General features: G+C 58.0%; 12 protein-coding genes. 7 read left to right on the top strand and 5 right to left on the bottom strand.

The genetic code is table 11. The features are described from left to right. Nucleotides 1-31 precede the first annotated feature (31 nt). Nucleotides 32-823: a hypothetical protein gene (locus tag HMPREF2888_RS01105; protein WP_061921259.1), complete on the top strand. Its 792-nt coding sequence runs from the start codon at nucleotides 32-34 to the stop codon at nucleotides 821-823. Here the strand turns inward: HMPREF2888_RS01105 and HMPREF2888_RS01100 are convergent. Then, nucleotides 820-1,650 carry a serine hydrolase gene (locus HMPREF2888_RS01100; protein WP_235591017.1) on the bottom strand — a complete coding sequence of 277 codons (831 nt, stop codon included), beginning with the start codon at nucleotides 1,648-1,650 and terminating at the stop codon, nucleotides 820-822. The genes HMPREF2888_RS01105 and HMPREF2888_RS01100 overlap by 4 nt on opposite strands. A gap of 131 nt (nucleotides 1,651-1,781) precedes the next feature. Next, nucleotides 1,782-2,561, bottom strand: coding sequence for a hypothetical protein (locus tag HMPREF2888_RS13035; protein WP_061921252.1), 780 nt, complete (start codon nucleotides 2,559-2,561; stop codon nucleotides 1,782-1,784). 420 nt (nucleotides 2,562-2,981) lie between these two features. Between HMPREF2888_RS13035 and HMPREF2888_RS12935 the strand changes: the two genes are divergently transcribed. Beyond that, nucleotides 2,982-3,197 (top strand): flagellar basal body-associated FliL family protein, encoded by a 216-nt coding sequence (locus HMPREF2888_RS12935; RefSeq protein ID WP_061921248.1) that lies wholly within the window; start codon nucleotides 2,982-2,984, stop codon nucleotides 3,195-3,197. Between the two features lie 89 nt (nucleotides 3,198-3,286). Here the strand turns inward: HMPREF2888_RS12935 and purH are convergent, their stop codons facing one another. From purH to HMPREF2888_RS01075, 3 genes are read right to left on the bottom strand one after another with little or no spacing between them, the layout of a single operon-like run. Next, nucleotides 3,287-4,822 carry a bifunctional phosphoribosylaminoimidazolecarboxamide formyltransferase/IMP cyclohydrolase gene (purH, locus tag HMPREF2888_RS01085; RefSeq protein ID WP_061921245.1) on the bottom strand — a complete coding sequence of 512 codons (1,536 nt, stop codon included), beginning with the start codon at nucleotides 4,820-4,822 and terminating at the stop codon, nucleotides 3,287-3,289. A 27-nt stretch (nucleotides 4,823-4,849) separates the two neighbouring features. Further along, the gene (purN, locus tag HMPREF2888_RS01080) at nucleotides 4,850-5,479 is read right to left on the bottom strand and encodes a phosphoribosylglycinamide formyltransferase (protein WP_061921242.1); all 630 of its coding nucleotides are present in this window, start codon (nucleotides 5,477-5,479) and stop codon (nucleotides 4,850-4,852) included. An 11-nt stretch (nucleotides 5,480-5,490) separates the two neighbouring features. Further along, on the bottom strand, nucleotides 5,491-7,182 hold the full coding sequence (locus tag HMPREF2888_RS01075; protein ID WP_061921239.1) for a cell division protein PerM: 1,692 nt from the start codon (nucleotides 7,180-7,182) through the stop codon (nucleotides 5,491-5,493). A gap of 457 nt (nucleotides 7,183-7,639) precedes the next feature. Here HMPREF2888_RS01075 and HMPREF2888_RS01070 point away from each other — a divergent pair, with 457 nt between their 5' ends. From HMPREF2888_RS01070 to HMPREF2888_RS01050, 5 genes are all read left to right on the top strand, one after another. Further along, entirely contained in the window at nucleotides 7,640-8,410 is a 771-nt protein-coding gene (locus HMPREF2888_RS01070) for a M23 family metallopeptidase (protein ID WP_061921490.1), read from the top strand. Between the two features lie 244 nt (nucleotides 8,411-8,654). Further along, complete coding sequence (locus HMPREF2888_RS01065; protein ID WP_339019205.1) at nucleotides 8,655-9,185, top strand: PadR family transcriptional regulator; 531 nt, start codon at nucleotides 8,655-8,657, stop codon at nucleotides 9,183-9,185. A gap of 3 nt (nucleotides 9,186-9,188) precedes the next feature. After that, nucleotides 9,189-9,893 carry an ABC transporter ATP-binding protein gene (locus tag HMPREF2888_RS01060; RefSeq protein WP_061921232.1) on the top strand — a complete coding sequence of 235 codons (705 nt, stop codon included), beginning with the start codon at nucleotides 9,189-9,191 and terminating at the stop codon, nucleotides 9,891-9,893. A 3-nt stretch (nucleotides 9,894-9,896) separates the two neighbouring features. Next, entirely contained in the window at nucleotides 9,897-12,575 is a 2,679-nt protein-coding gene (locus tag HMPREF2888_RS01055; RefSeq protein ID WP_061921229.1) for an ABC transporter permease, read from the top strand. Nucleotides 12,576-12,990: 415 nt separating this feature from the next. After that, nucleotides 12,991-13,755 carry a M23 family metallopeptidase gene (locus tag HMPREF2888_RS01050; protein WP_061921226.1) on the top strand — a complete coding sequence of 255 codons (765 nt, stop codon included), beginning with the start codon at nucleotides 12,991-12,993 and terminating at the stop codon, nucleotides 13,753-13,755.

The raw sequence follows: 13,755 nt of genomic DNA, 5'->3' as shown, positions 1-13,755 counted from the left end.
CCTATCGCCGATTTCTTTGCCGAAGGATGCAATGACCAACCCTAACCAAGGCCCAAATCACTACCCTTCGCTGCCCACGAATATGTACTCGGGCGCGCAGTCGCAATCCCCATTTGGCGAGCAGAATCCCTATACCGACCCAAATGGCCGCTACCAGTCGACGCAGCCGATGGGATTTACAGCGCCCGCCGCGCGGCCCTCGCGAAACTGGGTTCCGATCCTGTGCATCTTGGCAGTCATCCTGGCCATGCTGATTGGCGGCGGCGTGGTCTGGGCGGATAAGAAGAGCGACGAGGCTCAGCAGCCACCTGTCGCTCCGGCACCGCCGTCGACGGAGGTTTCGGAAGAACCCGTCACGACCACGGAAGAAACCGAGTCTGATCCTACGCCTACCCAGGATTCTTCTTCCCCGGCGCAGAATAATTCGCCGCGCTATCAGCAAAGGCAGCAGCCGCGCCAGCAAACCCACACCACTACGCAGCGCAAGGATTATCCGGCAGGGCTTAGCGCCAATGGCTGGGACGGAATCTCCGGCGCGCAGTGCAACGGCGGCGAGGCCGTGTACGCGGCCAAGAAGTCCGCGCCACAGGCGCACGTCGTCATCTGTGACGAAGGCTCCGGCTTGGTCTACCGCGGCAATTGGTCCAGCGGCCCGGCCGTTGGCACTGCCTCAGGTAGCGGCACTTCGTACACCGCTACCTTCAACGATGTCAGCCAGCTGCTGATTAATGGCAGCGAGTTCACAATCATCCCAGACAGCACCTCTTATGACTCGAGCAAGCTAGACACCGGCCAGTTCAGCACCGTCTGGAGCGCCAACTAGCAAGCGGCCTTGGGCCACTGGACCTTCGCACCCGCGAGTTCGGTGGCCAAGGCGCTGAGCATTTGTTGTGCCGAGCCATAGGCACCGCTTGGCGACGTCGCGTAAATAGCCACCGCAACCTTCTTACCGTTGAGCTCTACCGTGCCCATCTGCCGTGCTTCATAGGCGCCGTTTGTATCTGGGCCCCAACCGCCCTTAAAAGATGAATTATCGAGGCTGCCTAAGCCATAGCTTTGGGCAGGATCAGAGGCAGCCATAGCAGTGAGCACTCCGCTGCCCTGTGCGATACAACCCAACTGCCCTATAAAGCGCGCTTGATCAGCGACTGTCCATTGGGTCTGCCCGAAGGCGGAAAAGCCCGGACGGGTAACCGTGGGCTGCACTTGCACGTCTAAGCCTGCTTCCGCTAGAACTGCGCTGGCGGCGCTAGCTGCAGACTGCCCGCCGCCTAGGGATTGCCAGAGATTTTCTGCGGCCGCATTATCTGAAAAAGTAATGGCCTGAGAAATCATCGAAGGATCTGCCGAACCAGCGCGTTCCGCGGCAATTGCCACCGGCACCTTCGATGTAGACCATGCGGCTCGCGGCTCAGAAATACCGGCACTATATACCTCATCCTGACCTGCAACGGCGATTCCGGCTTTCCCGCCGTACTTGCTCTGAACGTCTTCGACGATCTTCTGCAGTGCTTCCTGGACGTTCCCCCTCGCTGCAGCAGGAGCCGGGTCCTTGTCAGACTTTCCACCATCGCCTTTAGCATCCGCATCGGGCACCATCGTCTGCCCGCTCAAAGTGGGGCGCGGGTCCACATCCGTGCTGGTGGTCATGCTAACTTCCGCTCTTTCCTCCACATCACCGATCGTGCAGGCACTTGCGGCCAAAGCCACGCATAGTAGGCCCAGACCGCACAGGTTCTTTTTCTTCATCTAGTTGGGTCCTCTCTCGCTGCCGGAGCCGATTAAACGATGTAAACAATGGCGTTGTTGCCGCCGGTGCAGGTGACATATTCGCCGTTGTCACGGCAATCCATCGTGTAGTTGATGCCAGTAACCGGGCTATATGCGGTGATGACCGCGTTATATTCCTTGGTATCTAGGAAATGCTCTACATATGCATCGCGGACGGCGCGGGCGAACTCAGGAGAGGTCATCGTGGAATCACGGTAGACGTTGTTCAGGTCTCCGCCCGCAGCACCAGACATAGCTGCGTCGTTTGCGGCCACCGCACCGGCCGGAAGCGAGGGATACGCTGGGCGTTCCGGAGCCTTGGTCGTTTCTTCGGTTGTTGGCGCCTCGGTGGTTGCTTCTGCAGAGGTTGTCAGCATCGGGCTGGCGTTCTTCTCATCGCTGCCGCCCTTGAGAAGGAAAAATGCCAAAGCAGCGCAGAGCGCGATGACGGCAAGCACAATAAGAGCAATGATTGCCCACTTCGTACCGCTCGAGCGCTCTTCTTGGTACACCGGCGCCGCCTGGCTGTAATCCGCAGGACCATACTGCTGACCGTATTCGCCTTGCGCATAGTACGGCGCGGAGTCACCAGCAAATGGTGAACCCATGTTGGACTGCTCGTATTGCCCATAGTCCTGCGGCGGGTACCCCTGCTGTGAGTAACCTTGCGGGAATTGCTGTTGTGGTTGATCCGCCGCGTTCTGCCCGCCTGACTGTTTTGCCCAAGGGTTGGTATTGGGTGCTTCGTTTGCGCCTTGGTAGGGGCCAAAGCCGTTGTTTTCGCCAGACAAAACGTCTCCTATATGCAGGGATATGGTAATTACTTAGATTTCTGATTATGGCACACGCGTGCCCTTCGACCAGCTAATTTTTGTGCAGAACTCACCCAAAGTAGGCGGATCTGGGGAAACTTCCTTGGCAGTAGGCGAAGTAGCCACAACTTCGGTTACATTGTCACTATTGCTATCACTGCTTATGTGATTCGCCACCGTCTTTGTTGAGGAAAGGCCGTTTTAGAAATCCCTATGACGAACTATCCAGGTTTTGGCTCGCAGCCTAATAACTCGCGTCCTAATTCATCGCCCCAGTTTGGCTCCCCGCAGTTTTCTGCGCCACAATCATCGCCACAATTTGGTTCCGGATCTTTTGCCCCCGGTACGAACCCCGCGCACCCAGCATCGGCTACGCAACCTAATAACTTCGGCGCGCAAATGCCAGCGCGCAACGGCAAAGGATTGATTAGCGGCGCAATCATCGGTCTGATTGCCGCCTTCCTCTTCCTCGCCATTGTCTTAGGCGCCGCGGCATATTTCCTGCTGCCAAAAGACATTCCAGACGCCCCAGCAGACACGGTGTCAACGCCAACCTCGACGCCAGCCTCAACTGCGCCAACGACCATGAGCGACGTTCCATCCGAAAACGTCTAAAGGGCCCAGCAACCATAAGTTGCCAGGCCCCTCAGCCAATTAGCGCTGCGCCTAATTAGCGGCGCAACGTACTAATTCGCGATAGCGAATTAGTGGAAGAAGTGGCGAGTGCCGGTGAAGTACATGGTCACGCCGGCCTGCTTGGCGGCCTCGATGACCACTTCGTCACGAATGGAGCCGCCCGGCTGGACGACGGCCTTGACGCCAGCGTCGAGCAGAACCTCCAGGCCATCAGCAAACGGGAAGAAGGCATCCGAAGCAGCGAAAGCACCCGCGGTGCGGTTCGCGCCGTCGGCAAGCGTGTTAGCGCGCTCGACCGCCAGCTTCGCGGAGTCAACGCGGTTGACCTGGCCCATGCCCACGCCCACAGCGGCGTTGTCCTTGGTCAGCAGGATGGCGTTGGACTTAACTGAGCGCACTGCGCGCCATGCGAACTCGAGCTCAGCTAGGTCGGCGTCGGAAAGCGCGTTACCAGCAACCAGCTGCCAGTTCTCCGGCTTATCGCCCTCGGCCTGGTAAGTATCCGGCTCCTGGCGCAGGACGCCACCGGAGATGTGCTTGATTTCCTCTGCCGGAGCCTCGTGCTCGGCAACAAGGATGCGGAGGTTCTTCTTCTCCTTGAGGATATCCACCGCGCCATCCTCGTAAGACGGAGCGACGATGACCTCGGTGAAGATGTCCTTGACCTGCTCGGCCATCTCGACGCTGACCTCGCGGTTTACTGCGATGACGCCGCCGAATGCGGAGAGCGGGTCGCACGCATGCGCGGCGCGGTGTGCCGCAGCGATGGACTCATCAGACACGGCGATACCGCACGGGTTGGCGTGCTTGATGATGGCAACGCACGGACGCTCGTGATCCCATGCAGCACGCCATGCGGCGTCAGCGTCCTGGTAGTTGTTGTAGGACATCTCTTTGCCGTTCAGCTGCTGCGCGTTAGCCAGGCCCTTGCCGGAGCCATCGCGGGTAACGGTCGCGGACTGGTGGGAGTTCTCGCCGTAGCGCAAGGTGGTGGTAGCGCCCTCACCGCCGAGCTGATCGACGAACCACTGGGAAACAGCGGCATCGTAATCAGCGGTGTGCAGGAATGCATCGCGTGCCAGGCCGCGGCGCTCCTCCAAGGTGAAGCCGCCCTTCTTTGCAGCCTCTGCGACGTCGCCGTAACGAGCCGGGTCCACAACGATGGCCACGGATGGGTGGTTCTTCGCTGCCGCACGAACCATGGATGGGCCTCCGATGTCGATCTGCTCAACGCAGCCATCGAAGTCCGCGCCGGAAGCAACGGTCTCACGGAATGGGTACAGGTTCACTACGACCAGCTGGAATGCCTCCACACCCAGCTCTTCTAACTGAGAGAGGTGATCCGACTTGCGGGTATCCGCCAAAATGCCAGCGTGAACCTTCGGGTGCAGGGTTTTCACGCGGCCTTCGAGGCACTCCGGGAAGCCAGTGAGCTTTTCCACTGGGGTGACGTTGATGCCAAGGTCTGCAATCTTGGCGGCGGTGGAACCGGTGGACACAATCTCAACGCCGGCAGCGTCGAGGGAGCGGGCGAGATCCTCGAGCCCAGTCTTGTCATAGACGCTAATCAGCGCGCGCTTGATCTGCTTACGGTCATCGCTCATGGTGCGGAGAAAGCCTTCCTAAAAGTCTTAGAGCTGAATCGAAATGGTTGCGTTGGCATCCTGCGCTACCTGAACGGCGCGCAAGACTTTAACGATGAGTTGGCGCTCGACCACCTTGATGCGCTCGTGCAGCGAAGCCTCATCATCATCCTGCCGAACCAAGACTGGCTCCTGGGCAATGATGCGACCGGTATCTACACCGGCATCAACAAAGTGGACGGTTGAACCTGTGACCTTCACTCCGTACTCGAGCGCGTCACGGACACCGTGTGCGCCCTTGAAGGACGGAAGCAAAGCCGGGTGAGTATTGATGGTGCGGCCTTCGAAGCGGGCGAGGAAATCTGCGCCCAGAATCTTCATGAAACCAGCCGAAACAACAACGTCTGGTTGCGCAGCTTCTACTGCGGCAACCAGACGTTTATTCCATTCGGCGCGGTCTGCACCCATCTCTACTACTTCTGCTTCAATACCAGCAGCTTTCGCGCGCTCTACCCCCTGACAAGGAACGTCAGCGACGACCTTGACCACACGATAGTTCTCATCCTGCGCATCGATGATGGCTTGCAGGAGTGAGCCGGTTCCGGAGACCAGAACGACGATTTCAATCGGACGGGAGGTGCGGACGGTTTCGCCTTGTGGCTGATGCTGTGAAGTCACGGGACATAAGCCTAGTCCTTGTGAGGCTCCTGCGGGAATTCTTCGACAATTTCGCCGTCGATGACTTCCGCTTCTACCCCAGAATCGGCGGACTTTGCCGTTTCTTCCGCTGCTTCTTCGGCCGATTCGTTTGCCTTTTCTACAGCTGTTTCATCAGCCTCATCATCTTCTGGAGCGTCTGCAACCGACTCCCCTTCAGGGGCACCCATTGGTTCTTCCGGAACAGGCTCCTCTTCGGCCGATTCCTCACCCGTGGCATTTTCACTTGCAGCATCCGGTTTAATCGATTCCGCCACGGCACCTTCGGAAGTGTTTGGCGCAGTTTCTTCAGCTTCAGCGTCTTCCATTTCAGCTTCTTCTGCTTCGGCTTCTGCAAATGCAGCGTCCGCCGCAGCTTCCTCAGCCTTGTCGGATTCTGCGGCGGCTGCTGCCGAGGCGTTGCGGGATGCATGCCAGGCGCCGATTGCGAAGGCACAGGCAAAGCCCAATGCGATTGCCGCAAACCATAACGCCACGAGACCCGTTGCAGTCCACACGTTTAGGCCCGTTGCGCCATAGATGCCAAGCACGCCGGAAACAAAGTAGCTCAAAAGCAAGGTAAAGAAAGCAACAAAGGCGCTCGCAGCGACCGCAAAGAAAAAGTTCACGTGGCGGCGTGCGCGCCAGACCACATAGATGGCCGAGGCGATCGGAACAACGAGAAGGCCCACCGCCCAAGGCGCAATGGAAGAAGGAACTACGCCCACGATTGGCAGCGGCGGCAAGGAAACCATGTGGATGCTAAACAGGCTGATGCTGCTTTCCGGGCCGAACTGGAATTCAGAACCAGACAGAATGCCGCCTGTGCCGATAACTGCGTTTGGGATATACAGAGCGCTAATCAGGTAGAGCAGGAATCCACCCAAGCCATCGATGCTCGGGTACGCATTCATCATCTCGCTCTGACGGGACCAGCCCACAATGGCGACGATGAGGCACACTACTGCCGAGGCAGCAAAAAGCACACCGAGGTAACGCAGCGCTACTTGCGCGGCGTCGACAAGCATGCGCGGCATACCGAAACGTTTGGCCAATGCCTTCCACAAGCGCGAACCCATGCCACCGGCCAGCGCCGACAGATGTAGCAGAAGCATGCGCGGCAAGACCACGAAGAAATTAGGCGGCGAGACGTCAAATACCTTGCCGGCGTCCCACAACATCAGCCACGCGATGATCGTGAGAAGCAACGGCACACCGACAACACAGCCTAAGAGGACCAAAAGATCTTTGATGCTGACCTTATGCTTGATCGCCTGACGGATCCGGCGCCCGACAATTAAGGATAAGATTCCTGCGGGCAGCAGCGGTAAAACGGAAAGCTCAATTCCGCCTGCCGAAATCGGCGCGAGGTTAAACACCATCCACGCTTCGGCAACGATCGTGGGCAGCCATGCCAAAGGCGAGCTTGTTAAAAGCAGCGCCGCCAATGCCACTGCAAGCACTACCAACACCACGACGGCGTTAGGGATTGCCACCGTCCACAGCATTCGGCGGATGCGCCCGGCCAAAGTGGTAGGCGCGGTAGCTCGACGGGCGCGCGCCTGGGAGCCAACCTTGTTGGCCACGCGTGCAGCTGGTTTGGATGAGCCGGCGCCACCGCGCCCGCGCACTTGCGCGCGCGAACGGGAAGCCGACCGCGTTTGAGGGCTGGTGTTTTTGTTCATCGCGTCCACTTTGCCATGGCCCATCGTCCATTTTGGGTTGGCGCGACGATAACAAGCTGAATTGGCGGCACTTCGCACTAACCTTAAGGTGCTAGCTCAGGCGCACAACAGCGCAATATATACTGTATGGAACGGAAAGCAACCATTAACGCTACCGTGATGACCGTGCACTCTGAGCAAACATACACCGTCTATACTGGCCAATTACGATTATCGCTAGCTCTACCTAAAGTGTGACACAAACCCTTTCAGGCCCCTGTCCAGCTAATTTCACCGAAAAGGTCGAAAAATTTCCATAACGGCTTGCTGTTATTATTTCGAGACGCTACTGTTACATCTCGTTGGTAACAGGAAGGTCACAATCCAGTAACCAACCGCCCAAAGACGTAACGCTTAATTTTTTGGTTTCTAGTGCAGGTGCGGTTGGCGGATTGTGAAGACAATGGAAGAAGAAATCATGCGAAGCAAGACTCAGCGGAACGCCGGCCGTCACCGCCAGATCGCCACCTCGCAGACTGCGAAAGGTCGTCTAGCACTGGTGACCGTCGCTGCAGGAGCTGTGTCCACCGCAGGTGTCGGTGGCGCAGCGGCCGCCAATCTTCAGGCAGACAATGCCGGCATGAAGGCGCAGACCGTCGACTACAACCTTGCTACCGAGTCTGACGCCCTGCAGGACGTTCAGAATGGCGCCCAGGCTGCCGCCAAGGAAGCTGCCGCCGCTGCCCCACAGATCCTGAACGTTGCCGAGGCAAAGCCGGTAGCAGATCTTTCTGCTCAGCTGGATAAGGCAGTTCAGGCATCTGAGGCACGTGCTGCTGCCGATGAAGCATCCCGCGCACCATCCGTCGTCCGCCCAGCCGAGGGCACTTTCACCTCCGGATTCGGACCACGATGGGGTTCCTTCCACTCTGGCATCGACATCGCTAACGCTGTCGGTACCCCAATCCTCGCCGCTATGGACGGCACCGTCATCGATTCCGGCCCAGCTTCCGGTTTCGGCCAGTGGATCCGCATCAAGCACGATGACGGCTCCATGACCGTCTACGGCCACATGCAGACCCTGGACGTTGCAGTTGGCGAGCGCGTGCACGCCGGCCAGAAGATTGCCGGCATGGGTTCGATGGGCTTTTCCACTGGTTCCCACCTGCACTTCGAGATTCACCCAGCAGGCCAGGGCGCAGTTGACCCAATCTCTTGGTTCGCAGCCCGCGGAATCAACATCTCCTAAAGCACTAGCCTTTAAAATTCCTTCTTCCCACCCTCCTTCTCACCTGGTTTAAGCGGTAACAGGACTTCGCTTCCTGTTGCCGCTTTCGTGGTTTTGGCCACCCACCCTTGCCGCCGCATTACTTACCCAGTAAGCTACGCTATAGGTTACCCGGTAATCAATGATTACTATCGGCTTGACCGGCAACTTTCCAAAATCTATATCCATCCCCCTGGCAGGAAATATGTCCATTAAACATTCTCTCTTGTCGCTCCTTAGCGCTGAGCCAGCTACCGCCAGCATGCTGCAAAGCCACTTCGCGGAAGCGCTGGATGGACTATGGCCACTCAACATCGGCCAAGTTGCACAAACGCTAAAACGACTCGAAAGAGACAACTTCATCGAGGAGCACGGCACAGCCGTAGGCCCCACGGGCAGGCATGCCACGACCTATCACATCACTACACAAGGCCGTGCGGAGCTTGCGGACTGGTGGACGCGGGGCGTCGCCAAGCATGCGCTCGAAAGAGATGAACTCGTCCTCAAGGTAGCGCTCGCTGCCCAACGCAGCGACGTCGATGCCATTGAAATTCTGGATGCCCAGCGCTTTGCCACCCTGAAGCAGCTTCGGCTTCTAAACCAGCAGGCCACCGAATTACCTGAAACCCGCAGCGCCACGCGGCTGGCCCTCGAACGCGAAATCTTTGACCTTGAAGCACTGCTGCGGTGGCTCGACCGGGCTGAGGCTCTAAATCCCCACACCTCCGCTTCTACTTCCAATCAACCAAAGGAATAGACCATGCATAACAGCGAAGAAACCACCCACCCATTACCACTTGAGCTTCATAATGTCTCCCGCGAGTTCGGCTCTGGCGCGCGCCAAGTTATCGCACTTAAGGAGGCAAACCTGCAGCTTCATCCCGGCAAGCTCATCGCCATCATGGGCCCTTCTGGTTCCGGCAAGTCCACGTTGCTCAACGTCGCTGGGCTCCTGCTGCCACCGACCTCTGGACGCGTGCTTGTCAACGGCGAGGATGCTGCGGGGCTGTCCAAATCTGCTGCCGCTCAGTTGCGCCGCCGGAACCTAGGTTTCGTCTTCCAGGACTTCAGCTTGGTGCCCACCCTCAGCATCGGTGAGAACGTCACCCTACCCCTTGAATTAGATGGCGTTAGCCCTAAGAAGTGCCGCGAGGCCGCTGAAATTGCGCTTGCGGAAGTAGGCCTGGAAAATGTCGCTGACCGCTTCCCTGAGGAAATCTCAGGCGGTCAGGCGCAAAGGGCCGCAATCGCCCGTGCACTCATTGGCCCGCGCCAGGTATTGCTCGCGGATGAGCCGACCGGCGCGCTCGATACCGCCACCAGCGAAGAAGTCATGAAGGTGCTGCGCTCTCGCATCGACGCTGGCGCCGCCGGGCTTCTCGTTACCCATGAGCCACGTTTCGCCGCATGGGCCGACTCCGTTGTAATGATGCGCGATGGCGTCCTCAGCGGAAAGGAGCATTAGTCAATGTCTGCTCTTTTAGCCGCCGCCCGCCCCACCTATCGCGACATGTTGGCCCATCGCTGGCGCAGCCTAGCCGGGGTGGCATTGGTTGCACTTCCCGTCGCCGTTTTGGTGTGCCTGGGCATACTGGGCGTCAATGGCGATAGGTTCCACAACGTATTTTCAAGCAATCCGCGCACGATTGGCGTGGCGGCTTCAGAAGATACAAAAGCGGTGCACCTGGAACCTGCAGCGGGTTTTGCTTCCCGCGCAGAAGAAATCTTGCCTGGTGACCTGCGCCCCTCCCCGATTTTTGGGCCCGTCACCGTGGGAGTTCAGCACGATTCAAAGCACTCCAATATCCAGATCACCCAATTCGACAGTGCTCTACCGCCCACTAAAGCACAACCCCTCATCGATTCCGCGCACCCCGACGAGGGAACGCTCATCTTGTCCTATGCAGATGCGCGTTCATTAGGAGTACACAAAGGTGATGTTGTCAGCATAAGTTCCCCTACCCCTGGCGGCTTATCGGAGGCAAAGGTCGCGGGCATCATCCCCGGCGGTAGGAGCTATGCCACGGCACCAGTCCTTACGAACACGGAGTTCTTGGCCCAGCACCCGGAGCAAGCTACGTGGGCCATCGTGGGCGATACCGTGCTCAACCAAAATGACATCGCACGGGTGCAGTCGGCAGGCTTTAGCATTTACGACAAATCTTTATCTGAAGCAACGATAATCGATAGCGGCGTCCACCTAAATTTTGAAGCCTTCTTAAGCTTCATCGCCATCGCCAGTTCTTTTGCTTTTGCGGTTACGCTGCTCCTTGCACTTATCGCGCCAGTGTTTAGCTTCGCTTTGCGCCGGAATACACGCATGTACGCACTCATGGCAGCACAGGGCGCACAACCAAAGCACATCGCTACAGCCGTATTAGCCTATGGCTTCTTCACAGGCCTGCTCGGCGCCACGAGCGGCGCAGTGCTCGGACTCGCAGGCAGCTATGCCATCGGGGCACTGCGTTTTCCTGGAGTAAAGCTCGATGTTCCACTGCTTTATCCACTTGCACTCTGGGCTATCGCAATTGTTGCTTCCACGGCCGCCGCTCTGGTGCCCGCGTGGCTCGCCGCCCGCCAGGCGCTTGCGCCCTCCCTCCACGGCGGCATGCCGGATCGCATCCTCAACTGGCGCAAGGAAATGGCATACGGCCCTGTCGCATTGCCCGTTATCCTCATCGCGCTGCTTACCCCATTCGGTAAGTCAATCTATTCACTGCTCATCCTGCTGGCTTTCCTCGCCACAGCCGCAAGCGTTCCCGCGCTGGTATATGCCACCGCACGCGTATGCAGTCACCACGGCCTCGCTTTGCGGATTGCCAGCCGCGATCTCATGCGACGTGGATTCCATACGGTCCCAACCGCTATCGCGCTCATCGCCGTAACCTTAGCTGCGGCCGCGGGTTCCGTAGGCGTTCGCAGTGACGAAGCATGGTGGGACAAGGTGGACACGGTAGTAAATCCCTCCACCTCAGCAATAGTCAGAAACACGGATCATCAAAAGAACTTGGGCGCACCGGCCAACAAGGTGGAACAGCGAGCCATCGATAGTGCGCTTGCACTGCAGCCTGGCAAGCCCCTTGAGACTTTTGGATATACCGATTGGAATTCCACCTCTATTCCTGGTTCTTCCATTCCAAATATTGCTCTCGAGATGGAATATGACTACACCTGCGAGCAGACTTCCTACAACGACTCTGTCGAGCAGGCTACCTTCATCGACAAAGATGGCCGCAGGACCGATGAGTCTGGAGAAGCACGGCAGAATTGTCTGCATGACATGATGACGTGGTTCCCGTCTAGCGCCTTCACTCGCTATGGCCGCACGCTAGAAGCAACGCCCGAAACGCTCGACCTCTGGAACTTCGACAGCGATGCTGACCGCCAAGCGGCGGCAGATACACTCCGTAAGGGCGGAGTTGTCTTAACCCATAACAGCCACCTCGATGGACGCGACCATGCCGAGTTCACCGCTGTTCGGACCCCACAGGGCCAAACCGAACCGCGCGAAGAGGTTAGCGCTACGCTGCCTGCGGTCGAGGCGCTTCCCGCGTTGGGCCGCGATCTCAGGTTGGTTAGCCCTGCGGCGGCAAAGAAGCTAAAGATCTCCTCCTCCCGAATCGGCACGGCGATTGTCTTCGATAAGACTTTGGAGCGCAGCCAACAGAAGGAAATTGAAGAAGCCGTAGAAAACGCTACCGGCGGCGAATACGAGATTTCCTTCACAAAGACCACGAGCAAGGCAAAGGAATACGCCCCTGCCATTGCCCTATGGGGCATCGGCTTCATCTTGTTAGTGCTCATCATCGCCAACTCCGCGGCAGCGCTACGCCGCAGCGGAAAGCTCTTTGAGTCTTTGGGTGCAGAACCTTCCCTCATGCCGAAGGTCGCCGCTTGGCGCACGTGGTTGGTTGGCACGATCGGCATGACGCTCGGTTTCATCGTCGGCGAGATTATTGGAATCATCATGATTCGTGTGCCGCGGCCAGGCAGGCCCGAAGCAAACGAGCTGTTCTATCAGGGAGATCTCTACAGCATGGACTGGTGGCAACTTGCGGGCGTGTTCATAGTGCCTTTGCTTGGCGCGGGCGGTTCCTGGTTGGTGCACCGGCGCTTAAGTGCAGTCGAGGCTGAACAAAACGATTAGCCCAAGAGCCACAACAGCAAATTGACCCGAACGCAAGGCCTGTACCAAGTCTAGGCACAGGCCTTGTCGCAGCTCAGGAGGGGCTTTTACTGAATGAATCCTGGCAGCCCCATAACGTCACCCCCAATATCCACCCCCACAACCTAAACCCATACTTCACAGTCGTAACTATTTTCACATTAGTAACATGTGTAACATGCTGGCATGTTCGAATAATTTTCGAACATTTCCTGTCTTTACCTGCAATTTTCACAATTGCAACAGTACGAAAAGCTCGATAACTTTATCTCGTTGCCATAAACGGCCTCGATATTCCGGATTGGACTTTTTCGGCGTGTCGAAACGCGTCCGTTTGGCACTAAAGGCTTAACCGAGCCACCCCGACCATGCACCGCCATGAAAAGGACCCGAAGTTATGAAGCGCAATCTCCGCGCACGCAAGACTGTGGCACTTACTGCCTTGGCAGTTTGCACCACGCTTGCCACCACCATGGGCGCTACCGCCTCTGCCGCGCAGCCGGCAGCTAGCGTAGACGTCTCTGATGGCTCGTCACAGCCAGAAGTATCTACTAATGCAGATAACGCAACGCTTATCGACGCCTTCGTCGGGCTGACCAAGTCCACGGCCGGCGTACTCGCGGGCGCTGCTACCCCAGAGGTATCGAATGAGGGCGGGGCGCTGAACATCGTTCTCGACCCTTCGAGTGTTCCGGGGCTTGCCCAGGCTTTCGCGCCTTCCGGCAATCACTCCGGACTGAAGCCAACGAAGAGCCAGGACTCCGCGGGCAACACCGTGGTGTTTCCTACTTCCGGCACTCTTACTTCCGGCTTCGGCCCGCGCTGGGGCGCCTTCCACAGCGGAATCGACATTGCTAATCCGATTGGCACGCCGATTTACTCCATCATGGACGGTGAAGTTATCTCCTCTGGTCCGGCTCAAGGCTTTGGCCACTGGATCCGCATCCAGCACGATGATGGAACCATCTCCGTCTATGGCCATATGCCGGGCGACCAACTGCTTGTCAACGTCGGAGACCGCGTGAGCGCAGGTCAGCAGATCTCCGTCATCGGCAACGAGGGTCAGTCCACCGGCCCGCACCTCCACTTCGAGGTGCACCCGGGCGGCGGCGCAGCCGTGGACCCGGTCAACTGGTTCGCTCAGCGTGGCATCAACATCTAA

It is taken from the genome of Corynebacterium sp. HMSC077D03 (assembly GCF_001808545.1).
Classification (GTDB): Bacteria; Actinomycetota; Actinomycetes; order Mycobacteriales; family Mycobacteriaceae; genus Corynebacterium; species Corynebacterium simulans.
Note: the sequence above shows the minus strand (reverse complement) of the source record. Positions and strands in the feature narration are given on the sequence as shown.